Annotated in this window: 15 protein-coding genes; 4 read left to right on the top strand and 11 right to left on the bottom strand. The window is 76.2% G+C overall.

Annotated elements, in window-relative coordinates:
• Together AC1050_RS01685 and AC1050_RS01680 are read left to right on the top strand one after the other, a co-directional pair.
• On the top strand, positions 1 to 3,396 hold the full coding sequence (locus tag AC1050_RS01685; RefSeq protein WP_482385646.1) for a hypothetical protein: 3,396 nt from the start codon (positions 1 to 3) through the stop codon (positions 3,394 to 3,396).
• Positions 3,393 to 4,184, top strand: a complete 792-nt coding sequence (locus AC1050_RS01680; protein WP_482385645.1) for an endonuclease/exonuclease/phosphatase family protein — start codon at positions 3,393 to 3,395, stop codon at positions 4,182 to 4,184. Before AC1050_RS01685 ends, AC1050_RS01680 begins: the two co-directional genes overlap by 4 nt.
• A gap of 110 nt (positions 4,185 to 4,294) precedes the next feature.
• Here the strand turns inward: AC1050_RS01680 and AC1050_RS01675 are convergent, their stop codons facing one another.
• The 8 genes from AC1050_RS01675 to clsA all read right to left on the bottom strand — a co-directional run bounded on the left by AC1050_RS01675 (position 4,295) and on the right by clsA (position 9,752).
• Positions 4,295 to 4,879: a MerR family transcriptional regulator gene (locus tag AC1050_RS01675; protein ID WP_482385644.1), complete on the bottom strand. Its 585-nt coding sequence runs from the start codon at positions 4,877 to 4,879 to the stop codon at positions 4,295 to 4,297.
• 139 nt (positions 4,880 to 5,018) lie between these two features.
• On the bottom strand, positions 5,019 to 5,579 hold the full coding sequence (locus tag AC1050_RS01670; protein ID WP_482385643.1) for a bifunctional nuclease family protein: 561 nt from the start codon (positions 5,577 to 5,579) through the stop codon (positions 5,019 to 5,021).
• A gap of 70 nt (positions 5,580 to 5,649) precedes the next feature.
• The gene (gene ftsR / locus AC1050_RS01665; RefSeq protein WP_482385642.1) at positions 5,650 to 6,468 is read right to left on the bottom strand and encodes a transcriptional regulator FtsR; all 819 of its coding nucleotides are present in this window, start codon (positions 6,466 to 6,468) and stop codon (positions 5,650 to 5,652) included.
• Positions 6,465 to 6,980, bottom strand: coding sequence for an FHA domain-containing protein (locus tag AC1050_RS01660; protein ID WP_482385641.1), 516 nt, complete (start codon positions 6,978 to 6,980; stop codon positions 6,465 to 6,467). The genes ftsR and AC1050_RS01660 overlap by 4 nt, the downstream gene beginning before the upstream one ends.
• Positions 6,981 to 7,092: 112 nt before the next feature.
• Positions 7,093 to 7,875 carry a DUF881 domain-containing protein gene (locus AC1050_RS01655; protein ID WP_482385640.1) on the bottom strand — a complete coding sequence of 261 codons (783 nt, stop codon included), beginning with the start codon at positions 7,873 to 7,875 and terminating at the stop codon, positions 7,093 to 7,095.
• Positions 7,876 to 7,879: 4 nt separating this feature from the next.
• Positions 7,880 to 8,212 (bottom strand): small basic family protein, encoded by a 333-nt coding sequence (locus AC1050_RS01650; protein WP_482385639.1) that lies wholly within the window; start codon positions 8,210 to 8,212, stop codon positions 7,880 to 7,882.
• Positions 8,209 to 9,147 (bottom strand): DUF881 domain-containing protein, encoded by a 939-nt coding sequence (locus AC1050_RS01645; RefSeq protein ID WP_482385638.1) that lies wholly within the window; start codon positions 9,145 to 9,147, stop codon positions 8,209 to 8,211. Before AC1050_RS01645 ends, AC1050_RS01650 begins: the two co-directional genes overlap by 4 nt.
• Positions 9,144 to 9,752: a cardiolipin synthase ClsA gene (clsA, locus tag AC1050_RS01640; protein ID WP_482385637.1), complete on the bottom strand. Its 609-nt coding sequence runs from the start codon at positions 9,750 to 9,752 to the stop codon at positions 9,144 to 9,146. The genes AC1050_RS01645 and clsA overlap by 4 nt, the downstream gene beginning before the upstream one ends.
• A gap of 123 nt (positions 9,753 to 9,875) precedes the next feature.
• On the opposite strand from clsA, the gene AC1050_RS01635 reads away from it, so the two are divergent.
• Positions 9,876 to 10,292, top strand: a complete 417-nt coding sequence (locus AC1050_RS01635) for a CoA-binding protein (RefSeq protein WP_482385636.1) — start codon at positions 9,876 to 9,878, stop codon at positions 10,290 to 10,292.
• 251 nt (positions 10,293 to 10,543) lie between these two features.
• On the top strand, positions 10,544 to 12,442 hold the full coding sequence (locus AC1050_RS01630; RefSeq protein ID WP_482385635.1) for a DEAD/DEAH box helicase: 1,899 nt from the start codon (positions 10,544 to 10,546) through the stop codon (positions 12,440 to 12,442).
• 357 nt (positions 12,443 to 12,799) lie between these two features.
• On the opposite strand, the gene AC1050_RS01625 is transcribed toward AC1050_RS01630, so the two are convergent.
• The 3 genes from AC1050_RS01625 to AC1050_RS01615 all read right to left on the bottom strand — a co-directional run bounded on the left by AC1050_RS01625 (position 12,800) and on the right by AC1050_RS01615 (position 14,730).
• The gene (locus AC1050_RS01625; RefSeq protein WP_482385634.1) at positions 12,800 to 13,855 is read right to left on the bottom strand and encodes a threonine aldolase family protein; all 1,056 of its coding nucleotides are present in this window, start codon (positions 13,853 to 13,855) and stop codon (positions 12,800 to 12,802) included.
• A gap of 36 nt (positions 13,856 to 13,891) precedes the next feature.
• A complete protein-coding gene (locus tag AC1050_RS01620) occupies positions 13,892 to 14,293 on the bottom strand; it encodes a Fur family transcriptional regulator (protein WP_482385633.1) in 402 nt (133 codons plus the stop codon).
• 152 nt (positions 14,294 to 14,445) lie between these two features.
• On the bottom strand, positions 14,446 to 14,730 hold the full coding sequence (locus AC1050_RS01615) for an HU family DNA-binding protein (RefSeq protein ID WP_482385632.1): 285 nt from the start codon (positions 14,728 to 14,730) through the stop codon (positions 14,446 to 14,448).
• Positions 14,731 to 14,860 lie beyond the last annotated feature (130 nt).

Here is a 14,860-nt window from a genome sequence, read left to right as displayed (position 1 = left end):
ATGACCGACGCACCGACGCTCCTCGCCCCCGACCGCACCGACCGCACCCGGACCCTCGACGCCGGCGGCGGCCTGACCGTCCGGCTCACCCCGGCCGGCGACGTCGCGGCGATCACCGCGCCGGACGACCACCTGGTCGACCAGTACCGCGTCGGCCCGCACGACGCCGGCATCGCGGGCCTGTTCCTGCGCCGCACGGCGGCCGACGGCGTGGTCGAGCACCTCGCCCTGACCGGCAGCCGCTCCGGGACGACCTGGTCGGCAGGCGACGGCGCGGCCCGGTGGACCGGTGCGGGCCTCGGCGTCCGCTGGACCGTCGACCTGGCCCTCGACCCGTCGCGGACCGCCCTGGTGTGGCGGGTGCACCTCGCCGCGGCCGGCACGACCGCCGGCGCGACGTGGGACGTGGCGGCTCTGCAGGACCTGTCGCTGGCCCCGGCGCAGGCCGCGTCGTCGTCCGAGCCGTACGTCTCCCAGTACGTGGCCCACCGGCTCGCGACCTCGGACGCGCTCGGCACGGTGGTGCTGTCCCGGCAGACGATGGCCTCGGCGCCGGTGCTGCCGCTGTTCGCCCTCGCGGTCGCGCAGGGCACCGCGGGCGCCGGGACGGACGGGTTCGACCTGTACGGCCCGCCCGCGCGCGTCGGGCGCACCCCCGCGTTCCTCACGGGGGCGCCCTGGCCGGACCGGGTGCGGCAGCACGAGATGGCGATGGCCGGCCTGCTGACCCACCCGTCGGACCTGGCGGAGCCGGCCGTCCTGCACGTGGTCGGCCGCTACTGGCCCGACCGCCGGGGCGCGGTGCTCGACGCGCTGCCGGGGCTCGAGGCCGAGGTGCCCGGACTCGTCGCGCTGGCGGACGCCGCGGCCGCGTCGCCCGCGGTCGCCCGCGGCACCGACTCCGCGGACGAGCGATCGCTGCTCGCGACGGCGCCCCTGCTCGGCGGTGCGCCCCTCGCGGACGACGACCTGCTGGCCCTCGGCGAGGGTCCCCGCTACGTCGAGCGCGACGACCGCGGGCGCGTGCTGTCGTACTTCACCGCCGGCGGCGCCCACGTGGTGCGCGGCGAGAAGGACCTGGAGCTGCTGCGCCCGCACGGGCACGTGCTGCTGGCCGGGGACTCGCTCGACCCGGACCGGCCGCCGCTGTCGACGACGGTGTTCGCGCACGGTGTCTTCGGGTCGCACACGGTGCTCGGCAACACCACCTTCGACACGTTCACCACCGTGCACCGCAACCACCTGAACCTGTTGCGCTCGAACGGCGTCCGGGTGCTGGTCCGCCACGGCGGCCGGTGGCGGCTGCTGGGCGCGCCCTCGGCGTTCGTGCTGGACGTCGGGGAGGCCCGCTGGGTCTACGTCCTGGACGGGCAGCGCGTCGAGGTGCGCACCGTCGCCGACGCCGCGCGGGACGCCCTGCTGCTCGAGATCACCACGACCTCCCCCGCCGACCTGCTCGTGACCACGGAGGTCGAGCTCGGCGGCGGTGCGTGGCAGGCCCGGCCGGAGGACGGCGCCGTCGTGCTGACGGCCGACGCGTCCACGCCGACCCGCCGGCACCACCCGGGGCTGGCCTACGTGCTCGCCGCCACGCCGGGGGCCGAGGTCGGCGACGACGCGCCGCTGTTCGCCGACGGGGTGCCGCGCGGGACGTCGCTGGTCACCGTCCGGGCGACGGCCACGACGTCCCTGCGCGTCGCGACGACGGCCGACCGCGCGGGAGGCGCGAGCGCCGGCACCGCGCCTGACCTCGTGCGGGACGGGCTGGACGCCGCCCGCGAGGCGGCCGGGCACCGCGCGACGCTCGCCCGGCTGACCCGCGGGCTGAGCGTCGCCGAGGGCTCCCGGCTGGCCGAGCTCGGCGTGCTGCTGCCCTGGTGGGCCAACGACGCGCGCGTGCACTACCTGGTGCCGCACGGCCTGGAGCAGTACCAGGGCGCGGCGTGGGGCACCCGTGACGTCTGCCAGGGGCCGTTCGAGCTGCTGCTGGCCGCCGGCCTGCTGGACGGCTGCCGCGACATCGTGCTGCGCGTGCTCCGGGCACAGGCGCCCGACGGGACGTTCCCGCAGTGGTTCATGTTCGACGCCTACGCCGAGGTGCTCCAGGAGCACGCGCACGGCGACGTCGTGCACTGGCCTCTGGTCGCGCTCGGCCAGTACCTGCGCGCGTCGGGCGACCTCGCCGTCCTGGACGCCCCTGTCCCGTTCCGGTCCGGCGAGCCGGCGAGCGTCGCGGACCACGTCGAGGCCCTGGTCCGGCACCTGGAGACCGACCTCGTGCCGGGGACCTCGCTGCCGGCCTACGGCGACGGCGACTGGGACGACACGCTGCAGCCGGCCCGGTCCGCGATGCGCGCCACGATGGCCTCCACGTGGACGACCGCGCTCGCGACCCAGGCGCTGGGCCTCGCGGCGGACCAGCTGCGGCCCGTGGCCGCGCTCGCGCCCCTGGTGACGCGCATGGAGACCCTCGCCGCGGCCGTCACGGCGGACCTGCGGCGGCACATGCTGCCGGACGGCGTGGCCGCCGGGTTCGTCTCGGTGACCGACGGCGTGGCCACGCCGGTGATCCACCCCCGTGACACCGCGACGGGGCTCACCTACCGGCTGATCCCGATGACCCAGCTCGTGCTCGCCGGCGTGCTCGACCAGGACGAGGCGGACCGGCACGAGGGGATCATCCGCGAGCACCTGCTGTTCCCCGACGGCGTGCGCCTGACCGACCGGCCGACCCGGTTCGCCGACGGCGAGACCGAGTCGTTCCGCCGCGCCGAGCAGGCGGCGTTCTTCGGCCGGGAGGTCGGCCTGATGTACGCCCACGCGCACATCCGGTGGGCCGAGGCGCTGGCCGCGCTCGGCCGGCCAGACGTCGGCGACGAGCTGCTACGTCTGTCCCCCGTCGGCATGGGCGACCGCGTGCCCAGCGCGACCCGCCGGCAGCGCACCTGCTACACGTCGTCGTCCGACGCCACCTTCCCCGACCGGTACACCGCCGCGCGCGACTTCGAGCTGCTGCGGACCGGCGAGGTCGCGACCGCGGACGGCTGGCGGGTGTACTCGTCCGGGCCCGGCATCTACATCCGGCAGGTCCTGCACGCGCTGCTCGGCCTGGAGGAGCGGCACGACGCCGTGCTCGTCGGGCCCACGCTGGCGCCGGCGGACGACGGGCTGGAGGTCGAGCTCGACCTGGCGGGCGCCTGCCGGACGGTGCGGTACCGCGTGGACCCGGCGGCCACGCGCGTCCAGGTCCGCGTCGACGGGCGCCCCGTGCCGACCGCCGAGGTCCCGCAGCGGTACCGGTGGCCGGGGGCCGCCCTCGACCCGGCGGCGCTCGAGGGTGCCCGGGTGCTCGAGATCACCACCCCGCCGGGCGCGCCGGCGCGGTCCCGCGCGTGACCGGGGACGCGCGCCTGCGGGTCGGCTCGTACAACCTCTGGGTGGCGCACTGGCCCGCGACCCGGACGTACGACCGGTCGGCGCTGGTGCGCGCGGCGCTGGACCACGTCGACGTGCTGGGGACGCAGGAGGGCACCACGGCGCACCTCGCGGCGCTGACCGCCGGCACCGGGTTCGCCGCCGTGGGCCGGTCGCGCGACGGCGGCACCACCGGGGAGCACTCCGCGATCCTGTACCGCACGGGCCGCCTGGAGGTGCTGGAGCACGGCGACTTCTGGCTGTCGCCGACGCCGGGCGTCCCGAGCACCGGCTGGGACGCCCCGGCCTACCGCCGGCTGTGCACCTGGGCCCGGTTCCGGGACCGGCGCGACGGTGCCGTGCTCACCGTCCTCAACGCGCACCTGGACCACGAGGGCAGCCGGGCGCGGGTCGAGTCGGCGCGGCTGCTCCTCGCCCGGGCCGCCGCCGTGGCGGGCGGCGGGCCGGTCGTCGTCACGGGCGACCTCAACGCCGAGCCGGGTTCCGAACCGCTGGAGGTGCTCCTCGCCGGCGGGCTCGTCGACGCGCGCGCGGCGAGCACGACCGCCCCGTCGGGTCCCGAGACCACGTTCACGGACCTCGCCGACCCGGACCGGCCGGTCACCGGGGTGCAGCGGCGGATCGACTACGTGCTGGTCGGCCCCGACGTGGCCGTCGAGGCGTACGCGGTGCTGGACGCGCGGCCGGGCGGGCGCTTCCCGTCGGACCACGACCCGGTGGTCGCCGCGGTCCGGCTGCCGGCCGCCTGAGACCGGGCCGCCTGGGACCGGGCCGCCGCGACGCGGGCACGGCACCGGCCGACGACGACGGACGGCCCGGACCCGTGGTGGGTCCGGGCCGTCCGCCGAGGCGCAGGTGGTCAGCCGGCGTTGCGGGCGCGGCGCCGCTCGGCGAGCTCGTCGTGCTCGTGCGACGCGGGGGTGTCGTCCTCGGCGCGCTCGGTCGGCATCTCGGCCAGGGTGCCCTCGACCTCGCGCCAGACCCGGCCGACAGCGATGCCGAACACGCCCTGACCGCCCTGGACCAGGTCGATGACCTCGTCGGCGGAGGTGCACTCGTACACGCTCGCGCCGTCCGACATCAGCGTGATCTGCGCGAGGTCGTCGACGCCGCGCTCGCGCAGGTGGCCGACGGCGGCGCGGATCTGCTGCAGCGAGACGCCGGTGTCGAGCAGGCGCTTGACGACCTTGAGCACGAGGATGTCGCGGAAGGAGTACAGGCGCTGCGTGCCCGAGCCGGTGGCCGGGCGCACCGAGGCCTCGACCAGCCCGGTGCGGGCCCAGTAGTCGAGCTGGCGGTACGTGATGCCCGCCGCGCGGCACGCGGTCGGCCCGCGGTAGCCGGTGGTGACGTCCAGGTCCGGCAGGTCGTCGCCGAACAGCAGGCCCTGGGCGCGCTGCGGGACGCCTCCGGCAGCGTCTGCTGCCTGCTCGGTGCCGGTCACGGGGTCCTCCACTCGTCGCGTCCGTCCCGCCGGGAGGCGTCGCGGCTCGTGCTGTTCTGGGGGCAACGCTAGGCCCGGCGAGGGGGGCGGTCAACGACCGCCGCGCCCAGGCGTCCCGGCGTGTCGCGCACGGCGTGTCTTACCCTCCACCTGAGGTTGAACCTCGCTCCGGCTCCGGGGGGCCGCCCTGCTCGAAGTCGTCCGGCTGCACGTGGTCCAGGAACTCCCGGAACTGCGCCACCTGCTCCTCCGGCGTGCGGCTCGGCTCGTCGGCGTCCTCGGCCGACACCGGCGACGCCTCGACGCCCACCTCGGCCAGCACGTCGGTCGCGCACAGCACCGGGCACCCGACCCGCACCGCCAGCGCGATCGCGTCGGACGCGCGGGCGTCGACCCGCAGCCCCTGCTCCCCCAGCACGACCGCGGCGTGGAACACGCCGCCTACCAGCTCGGTGATCTCGACCTGCCGCACCCGGACGCCGAGCGCGAGCAGCACGTCGCGCAGCAGGTCGTGCGTCATGGGCCGCGGCGGGACGATGCCCGCCTGCGCCGTCGCGATGGCGCCGGCCTCGGTCGCGCCGATGGCGATCGGCACGATCAGCTCCCCCACGGGCTCCAGGAGCAGCACGACGAGCTCGTCGTCACCCGGGTGGCGACGCACGCCGAGCACCTCGAGCTGGACCAGGTCGTCCTCGTGCATACGGCCCACGCTACGACGCCGGGTCGGTCCGCGCACCGGGCGACGTCCACCGGCCGGCGCGCCCCGGGCCTCAGGGCGCGAGGTCGGCCACACCGGCGCGCACCAGCGCCGTGTGCAGCCGGGTGCACAGCTCGCCGACCTCGGCGGCGACGGTGCTCGCGCGACCGCGGGCCGACGGCGAGGTCTGGCCCCGCCACGGGGCGACGACGGTCTCCACCACGTCGATCTGCCGGTCGGCCGCGCTGCGGAACGCCCGCAGGTGCCGCGGCTCCAGACCGTGCTCGGCGAGGGCGGCCGCCGCCACGACGACGTCCTTGGCCCACGCGTCCAGGTGCCCGGACGCGGACGGGCGCAGCACGCCGGCCTGCACCAGGTCCGCGACGAGCTGCTCGTCGACCGCGGCCTCCCGCGCCAGCGCGGCCGTGGTGTACCGCGCGTCGACGGCGCCCGAGCGCGGCACGCCGTCCTCCGTCACGATCAGCGCCGGCGAGGTCTGCTCGGCGTCCACGCCGGCGTCCAGCTCGGCCAGCCGCTCGCCGATGACCTTGAGCGGCACGTACCGGTCCCGCTGCTCGCGCAGCACGAACCGCAGCCGCTCCAGGTCCGCGGGGCTGTACTGCCGGTATCCCGCGGGCGTGCGCACGGGGTCGACCAGGCCCTGCTCCTCGAGGAACCGCAGCTTGGAGTTGGTCACGGCGGGGAACTCGATCCGCAGCGCGGCGAGCACGTCGGAGATCCGCATGGTCGCCCGGCGGGAGATGCCCCGGGGCCAGCGGGCGGGCTCCTCGGCACCGGTGGCCGCCGCGTCGGGGCGCGCCTGCCCGGCTGCGTCCTCGGCGCCCTCGGCGGGCTCGGCGTCCGTGCGGCGTGCGGGGCGAGCCGCGCTCACTGCGCGGGGTCGGCCGGCCGGCCGCCCGGTCGCAGGGCGGGGCTCGGGTGGAAGGTCATCCGGAATTTGCCGATCTGCACCTCGTCCCCCGGCCGCAGCACGGCGGAGTCGATCCGCTCGCGGTTCACGTAGGTGCCGTTGAGCGAACCGACGTCGCGCACGACGAAGTCGTCGAGCTCGCGCACGAACTCGGCGTGCTTGCGGGACACCGTGACGTCGTCCAGGAAGATGTCGGCCTTCGGGCTGCGGCCCGCGACGGTGCGCTCGGCGTCCAGCAGGAACCGCGCCCCGGAGCTCGGACCGCGCTGCATGACGAGCAGGGCCGAGGTGCGCGGCAGGGCCTGCACGGCCGCCGCCTGCTCCGCGGTGAGGCCGACGGGACCGGCCGGCTCGTTCTCGATGGCGCCCAGCGAGCCGAAGCTGATGGTGGTGTCGGGTGCCGCGGGCGTCGTCGCCCCGTCGGGCGCCGTCGGGCGCTGCTCGCCCCCCGGCACCTGCTGCTCGTCGCTCATGACACCCTCCCAGACCTGCTCGTGCACGGCCCCGACCTGCACCGGGGTCCTCGACAGCCTATGCGCCCGGACGGACCTGAGCACACCCCGCGATCGGGTGGGCGCGTCGCGATCAGCCCTCGCCGGAGGTCTGCGGGGTCGCGAACTGCGGGTCCGGCACCACCCGGGTGGCCGTGACCTCGACCTCGTCCTGCGTCTGCACGGTCGCCGTGCCCCCGTCGATCTGCACCTTGGCGAGCGCGCCGCCGGGGATCGCCAGGGCGGTGGCGATCGTCTCCGGCTCGCCGATCGCGACCCAGCGGTACGGGGGCGCGACCAGGGCGCCGTCCACCTCGATGCCGTCGTCCGTGCCGAGCACGTAGGACGACGCGGTCAGGCGCTGGTCGTTCAGCTGGACGGCCTCGGCGCCGGCGTTGCGCAGCTCCTCGAGCAGGTTCAGCAGCGTGAGCGCGGAGACCGACCGCGACGGGTCGCCGACCGACACCGTGACGCCGGGCCCCACCGCGGGCAGCCGGCCGGACAGGATGCCCTGCGCCGCCGCGCTGCGGGTGGCGGCCTCGAGCGCCGCCTCCCGGCTGGTGGTGCCGGACTGCAGCTCCTGGTGGGTGCGCTCGAGCTCGGAGACCTGGTCCTGCAGCTCGTCCGCCTGCCGCGTCGTCTGGTCCAGCAGGGACACCAGCTCCGACTCGCGCATGACCGTGAGGCTCGAGGTGTCCGTCTGCCGCACCTGCACGGCGATCGCGAAGCCGAGCAGCACGCACAGCACGCCGGTGAGCACCTGGGCGCGGGTCAGCCGCGGCCGGAGCGCGCGGCCCAGCGCGCGCCAGCCGACGACGGGCTGCGGCCGGGGCGCCGGCGGTGCCGCCGGGCCCGGCTGCGGGTCGGTGTCGCTCATCGGGTCACGCCTTGAACAGGTGCCGTCGGATCGCGGCGACGTTGGAGAAGATCCGGATGCCCAGCACCACGACCACGCCGGTGGACAGCTGCGACCCCACGCCCAGCTGGTCGCCCAGGAACACGATCAGCGCGGCGACCACGACGTTGGACAGGAACGACACCAGGAACACCCGGTCGTCGAACAGCCCGTCCAGCACGGCCCGCAGACCGCCGAACAGCGCGTCGAGCGCCGCCACCACCGCGATCGGCAGGTACGGCTGCAGCGCCGCCGGCACGGTCGGCTCCAGCACCAGGCCGGCCACGACCCCCACCAGCAGCCCGATCACCGCGATCACAGGTCCCCCTCGCTGTCGTCCGACCCTCCGGACAGTGTGCCCGACGGCGGCGCCGCCGCCCCGGTCGGGCTCGACCCCGTCAGCCCCGGCACGACCGCCACCCCGTCGGGCACCCGGGCCGAGCGCAGCGTCACCGTGCCGGCCGCCGGCAGCTCCAGCTCGCGCTGCGCCGAGACCTGCGTCGGGATGCCGTAGGTCGACTGCAGCACCGCCAGCAGCCGGCCGCCCGAGGTCCGGGTGAGCGCGGTCTGCATGCCCTGCGGGTCGCCGATCGCCTCGATCACGTACGGCCCCACCAGCGGGACCACGTCGACCAGGATCGCGTCGCCCGCGGTCCGGATCGCGGTGGTCGGGGCGAGCCGCTCGTCGTTGACGGCGATGGCCTCGGCGCCGGACGCCCAGAGCCCGTTCACGACCAGCTGCAGGTCGGAGTCGCGCACCCGGGCGTCGGGGTCGGCGTCCTGGCCGGTCACCTGCTCGGCGTCCCGCAGCGAGATGCTCAGCCCCTCGCCGGTGACGGCGGTCGCACCCGACGCCACCGAGTCGGCGGCGAGCTGCTCCACCAGCGGCGAGTCGGCGGCCCCGAGCGCCGCCTCCTGCATCGCGGCGATCTCGTCGGACAGCTCCGTGCTGCGGTCGCGCAGCCGCTCGACCTCGCCGCTGCGCTCCGTGATCTGCCCGGCCAGCACCTCACGGGCGGCGATCGCGGACGGCTGCGGCGCGCGCAGGGCCAGCACGGACCAGGTCACGCCCACCCCGAGCACCACGGCGAGCAGGGCGACCGCGGCGGTGCCCGGGCCGAACCGCCGGCGCCGCCCGCCGGCGCGCGCACGACGCTCCGCGGCGTCCCGGTACTCCGGGTCCAGGGGGTGGGTCGTCACCTCGGTCAGCAACGACATCGAGGCGTCCGGCCGGCGGGGTGCCGGCGTCGTCACACGGCCACCGTGCGGGTCTCCGCCTCGGCACCGCCGCGGCGCCCGAGCAGCACCCAGGCCTGCCGGACGTAGAGGACGCCGGCGAACCAGTACAGCGCCACGCCCCACCACGCGCAGGCCCAGCCCAGCACGGAGGCGGCGTCGCCGACGATGCCGCCCCAGTGCGCGAGCAGCAGCAGCGGGAACGCGTACAGCAGGGCGAACGTCCCCGCCTTGCCGGCGAGGTGCACCTGCAGCGGGCCGTAGCCGTGCCGCGCCAGGACGACGAGCATCACCAGCAGCATGACCTCGCGGGACACCAGCACCACGACCAGCCACCACGGGACGACGCCGCGCGCGGCGAGCCCGAGCAGCGTGACCAGGATGAACAGCCGGTCCGCCGCGGGGTCGAGGACCTGCCCGAGCCGGGACACCTGGTGCAGCCGGCGCGCCAGCACGCCGTCCAGCCAGTCGCTGGCCCCGGACACCGCGAGGACGAGGATCGCCCAGCCGTCGTGGCCCTGGGCGATGAGGACGGCGAACACCGGGACCATCAGCAGCCGGACCAGGCTGATGACGTTCGGCACGGTGAGGACGCGGTCGCTCACCACGTCCCGCTCTGCCACAGCACTCCTGGTTCGTCCGACCTGATGAAGCACACATCCTACGCACCCCGCGGGTGGCCCCGGAGCACGTTTTCCCCTGCCCGACCCGGGCGGACGCCCGGGTGCTGTGGTTCGCTGACCTGCATGGCCCACGTCAACGACCCCGCCGTGATCCGCCGCCTGCTCGGCACGCCGGGCACCTGGGCCGTGGTCGGCCTGTCGACCAACCGGGCGCGGGCCGCCTACGGCGTCGCGGCGTACCTGCAGGACCTCGGGCAGCGCGTCGTCCCCGTGCACCCGCGGGCCGAGACGGTGCACGGCTCCCCCGGGGTCCGCCGGGTCGACGAGGTGGACGGCCCGGTCGACGTCGTCGACGTGTTCGTGAACTCCGCCCTCGCCGGGGACGTCGTCGACCAGGCGATCGCCGCGGGCGCAGGGGCGGTCTGGCTGCAGCTGGGGGTCGTGGACGAGGCGGCCGCGGCCCGGGCGTCCGCCGCCGGGCTCGACGTCGTCATGGACACCTGCCCGGCCATCGAGGGCCGGCGGCTCGGACTGGGCTGAGCCGCGCCGCCGCCGCCGACGCGGCCGTGTGCCCGAGGTCACCGTCGCGCTCCCCCGCATGCTCGGGCCGCGGCAGGTAGGCTGGTCCCACTCGGAGTTCGTCGCAGTGTCCCGTGATGTGCGTGCCGAGGCCCCACCCCGTTCGACGGTGCGGCCTCGTGATGTGTGGGTGTGGGAGTGCGACCGCGTGGCCGACCGATCCGGTGCGGCCCAGCAGCTCCCCCCAGCGACACGAAACGGTGCTGTCTTCCATGACGTCTGTGCTCGACCCTGCCCTGCCCGAGAACGCCACCACCTTCGCCGACCTGGACCTGCCCGCGCCGCTGCGCGAGGCCGTCCTGGGTCTCGGCTTCACCACCCCCACCGCCATCCAGGCCGAGGCGATCCCCGCCCTGCTGGCGGGCCGCGACATCACCGGCGTCGCGCAGACCGGTACCGGCAAGACGGCCGCGTTCGGCCTGCCGCTGCTCGCCGCGGTCGACCCCGAGCTGCGTGAGGTCCAGGCGATCGTGCTGGCCCCGACCCGCGAGCTCGCCATGCAGGTCGCCGAGGCGCTCGAGTCGTTCGCCTCGCAGATGCCCGGCCTGCAGGTCGTGCCGGTCTACGGCGGCTCCCCCTACCAGCCGCAGCAGCGCGCGCTCCGCGCCGGTGCGCAGGTCGTCGTCGGCACCCCCGGCCGGATCATCGACCACCTGGACCGCGGCAGCCTGAAGCTCGACGCCGTGCGGTTCCTCGCCCTCGACGAGGCCGACGAGATGCTCCGCATGGGCTTCGTCGACGACGTCGACCGCATCGCGTCCGCGACGCCGGACAGCAAGCAGGTCGCGCTGTTCTCCGCGACCATGCCGCCGGCCATCCGCCGCGTCGCCGCGAAGCACCTCACCGACCCGGTCGAGATCACCGTGTCCCGGCAGTCGTCCACCGTGACCAGTGTCCGGCAGACCTACGCGGTCGTGCCGTTCCGCCACAAGGCCGGGGCCCTGGCCCGCGTCCTCGCGGTGTCCGACGCCGACGCCGCCATCGTGTTCGTCCGCACCCGCAGCGCCGCCGAGGACGTCGCCGTCTCGCTCGTCGAGCGCGGCGTCGCCGCCGCCTACATCTCGGGCGACGTGGCGCAGGGCGACCGCGAGAAGATCGTCGAGCGCGTCCGCTCCGGCGCGATCAACGTGCTGGTCGCCACGGACGTCGCGGCCCGCGGCCTGGACATCGACCGCATCGGCCTGGTCGTCAACTTCGACGTCCCGGGCGAGCCCGAGGCGTACGTGCACCGCATCGGCCGCACCGGCCGCGCGGGCCGCACCGGCGAGGCTCTGACGTTCGTCACCCCGAACGAGCAGGGCAAGCTGCGCGCGATCGAGCGCACCACCCGCCAGCAGCTCGAGGCCATCCAGATCCCGTCGCCGGCCGACGTCTCCGCGCACCGCGTGACGTCGCTGCTCGGCCGGGTGCCCGCCCGCCTCGAGCTCGGCCGCCTGGACCTGTACCGGACCGCCGCCGCCGAGTTCCTCGCCGCGCACCCCGACGTCGACGCCTCCGACCTGGTGGCCGTCCTGGCCGCGCTGGCCGTCGGCGACGAGGGCCCCGCGCCCCGCCCGGCCGAGGGCGACGACCTGGACGACGCCCTGTCCCGCGCCAACCTGGCGCCGGAGCGCGGCCCGCGCCGCGAGGGCTCCGAGGGTGGCCGGTCGCGTGCCGCCCGCCCGAGCAGCGGCGGCCCGCGCTACCGCCTGTCCGTCGGCTCGCAGGACAACGTGCAGCCCGGCGCGATCGTCGGCGCGCTGACCAACGAGGGCGGCCTGACGGGCAAGGACCTCGGGAAGATCGACATCTTCACGACCTTCTCGCTCGTCGAGATCCCCGCGGGCCTCAGCCCCGAGGCGATCGACCGCATCGGCCGCGCCCGCGTCGCCGGCCGCCCGCTGCGCATCCGCGTCGACGAGGGCCCCGGCCCCCGCACCGGCGCCCCGCGCCCCGAGCGCGCCGGCTCCCGCGGCCCGTCGCACCACGGCCCGCAGGGTGCCGCCCCGCGCTCCGGCGGCTACGGCTCCCGCGAGGGCCACGGCTCCCGCGAGGGCTACGGCTCCCGCGACGGCGGCCGCGACTTCGGCAGCCGCGACGCGCGCCCGCGCCGCACGAGCACCCCGCGCTGACCCGTCGGCGCACGAGGCCCGGCACCCACGAGGGTGCCGGGCCTCCGCCGTCCCCGCCCCGAGTCGGAGCGGCCGGGCCGAGGTGCGCCCGTCGAGAGAGGGCCCGCGCGTCGAGATAGGGCCCGCGCGTCGGGATAGGGCCTGCGCAGGCCCTATCTCGACGGGGACGCCCTATCTCGGCGGCCACGGCTCCCCGCGGCACGGCTCCCCGCGGCACGGCTCCCCGCGGCACGGCTCCCCGCGGCACGGCTCCCCGCGGCACGGCTCTCCTCGGCCCCGTCGACGCGGCGCTCGCCGTCGACGGGGCCGCGCGGGCCGCGGCGCCGGGCCGGGCCGGCGTCCGGGGTCAGGCGGGGGTCAGGCGGCGGGGGCGACCGTGTCGCGGACGGCGGCGACGAAGGCGTCGACGTCGGCCTCGGTGGTGTCGAAGGCGCACATCCACCGGACCTCGCCGGTGGCCCGGTTCCAGTCGTAGAACCGGCGGACCTCGCGCAGCGCGTCGGCGACGCCCGGGGGCAGCGCGGCGAACACGGCGTTCGCCTGGGTCGGCTGGCTGATCCGGATGCCGGGCACGGCCTCGACCCCGGCGCGCAGCCGGGCGGCCATCGCGTTGGCGTGCCGCGCCGAGCGCAGCCAGAGGTCGCCCTCGAACAGGGCGATCAGCTGGGCCGAGACGAACCGCATCTTCGAGGCGAGCTGCATGTCGACCTTGCGCTGGAACGCGATGCCGGGCGTGGACCCGGGCGTCAGCTCCAGGACGGCCTCGCCGAACAGGATGCCGTTCTTGGTGCCGCCGAGCGAGACCACGTCGACGCCGACGTCGGTGGTCAGGGCGCGCATGGGCACGTCCAGGCCCGCGGCGGCGTTGACCAGCCGGGAGCCGTCCAGGTGCACGCGCAGCCCGAGGCCGTGGGCGTGCTCGGTGAGCGCGCGGATCTCGTCCGGCGTGTAGACGGTGCCGAGCTCGGTGGCCTGGGTGATGGACACCACCCCGGGCTGGGCGCGGTGCTGGTCCCCGAAGCCGTGGGCGTGCCGGTCGACGAGCTCGGGGGTGAGCTTGCCGTCGGGGGTCGGGACGGTGAGCAGCTTGATGCCGCCGACGCGCTCGGGCGCCGCGTTCTCGTCCGTGTTGATGTGCGCGGTCTCGGCGCAGATGACCGCGCCCCAGCGCGGGAGCATCGTCTGCAGGGCGACGACGTTCGCGCCGGTGCCGTTGAACACCGGGTACGCGGTGGCGTCCGGGCCGAAGTGGCCGCGGAGCACGTCCTGCAGGTGCTCGGTGTAGGGGTCGGCGCCGTACCCCGGGACGTGGCCGTCGTTGGCGGCGGCGAGGGCCGCGAGGACCTCGGGGTGCACCCCGGCGTAGTTGTCGGAGGCGAAGTCGTGCCGGGCGGGGTCGTGCAGCGTGTCCACCCGTCCATCCTGCCTGATCGGCGAGGGTGCTCTGCGTCAGCGGGCGCGGGCGGCGCGGCACTCCGCGCAGGTGCCGACCAGCTCGATGGTGTGCTCGACGTCGGCGAAGTCGTGGGCGGCGGCCACCTGGGTCGCCCACGCCTCGGCGCCGGGCCCGTCGATCTCGACGGCCTTGCCGCAGTACCGGCAGACCAGGTGGTGGTGGTGCCCGCGCTGCACGCAGCGCCGGTACACGGCCTCGCCCTCGGGCGAGCGCAGCACGTCGACCTCGCCGGCGTCGGCGAGCGTCTGCACGGCGCGGTAGACGGTCGCCAGCCCGGTGGTGGACCCGCGGCCCTTCAGCAGGTCGTGCAGCTGCTGGGCGCTGCGGAACTCGTCGAGGTCGTCGAGCAGCCCGAGGATCTCGGTGCGCTGCTTCGTGGTGCGGGTGACGGCCATCGTGCGTGCTCCCTCCGGTGCGCGTCCCGGGTGCAGACGCGACTGATCATCGTACTCAACGCGCGCGGCCCCCGTCGAAGTCCCGGGCACGCCGCGAGCCGGGGGCCCGTGCGGGTCCCCGGCTCGCGGAGGTGCTGCGTGAGCGGGTGCGCTCAGTTGGCGGCGACGGCGCGCTTGAGGGCCGAGCCCGCGGTCAGCTTCACGCGGAAGCCGGCCGGGATGTCCAGCTTCTCGCCGGTCTGCGGGTTGATGCCGGTGCGCGCGGCACGGTCGGCACGGGACACCGCGAGCAGACCCGGGATGGTCACGCTCTCGCCGGCGCTGAGCTGCTCGACCAGGACCTCCTGGAAGGCCTTGAGGGCCGAGTCGGCAGCGGTGTTGGTGAGCCCGGCCTTGGCGGCGATGGCCTGGACGAGCTCGGTGCGGTTCACGCTCACGGATGTGCTCCTTGTGGATCGAACTGGGGGTGCGGGCCGCGCGGCGCCCCGTGGCGGGGCGTCAGCATCCGGCGACCGACGCGGACGACCATAACGGCTGGCAGGGCGCTTCCCGCAACATCACGCGCCC

It is taken from the genome of Cellulomonas sp. NEAU-ZC6 (assembly GCF_056844425.1).
The sequence above is the reverse complement of the archived record's forward strand: the minus strand, read 5'-3'. Positions and strand labels throughout refer to the sequence as shown.

Coding starts and splice junctions, on each gene's coding strand:
- AC1050_RS01685 (WP_482385646.1), top strand. CDS start 1: ATGACCGACGCACCGACGCTCCTCGCCCCCGACCGCACCGACCGCACC.
- AC1050_RS01670 (WP_482385643.1), bottom strand. CDS start 5,579: ATGCACGAGGACGACCTGGTCCAGCTCGAGGTGCTCGGCGTGCGTCGC.
- AC1050_RS01660 (WP_482385641.1), bottom strand. CDS start 6,980: ATGAGCGACGAGCAGCAGGTGCCGGGGGGCGAGCAGCGCCCGACGGCG.
- AC1050_RS01655 (WP_482385640.1), bottom strand. CDS start 7,875: ATGAGCGACACCGACCCGCAGCCGGGCCCGGCGGCACCGCCGGCGCCC.
- AC1050_RS01635 (WP_482385636.1), top strand. CDS start 9,876: ATGGCCCACGTCAACGACCCCGCCGTGATCCGCCGCCTGCTCGGCACG.
- AC1050_RS01630 (WP_482385635.1), top strand. CDS start 10,544: ATGACGTCTGTGCTCGACCCTGCCCTGCCCGAGAACGCCACCACCTTC.
- AC1050_RS01620 (WP_482385633.1), bottom strand. CDS start 14,293: ATGGCCGTCACCCGCACCACGAAGCAGCGCACCGAGATCCTCGGGCTG.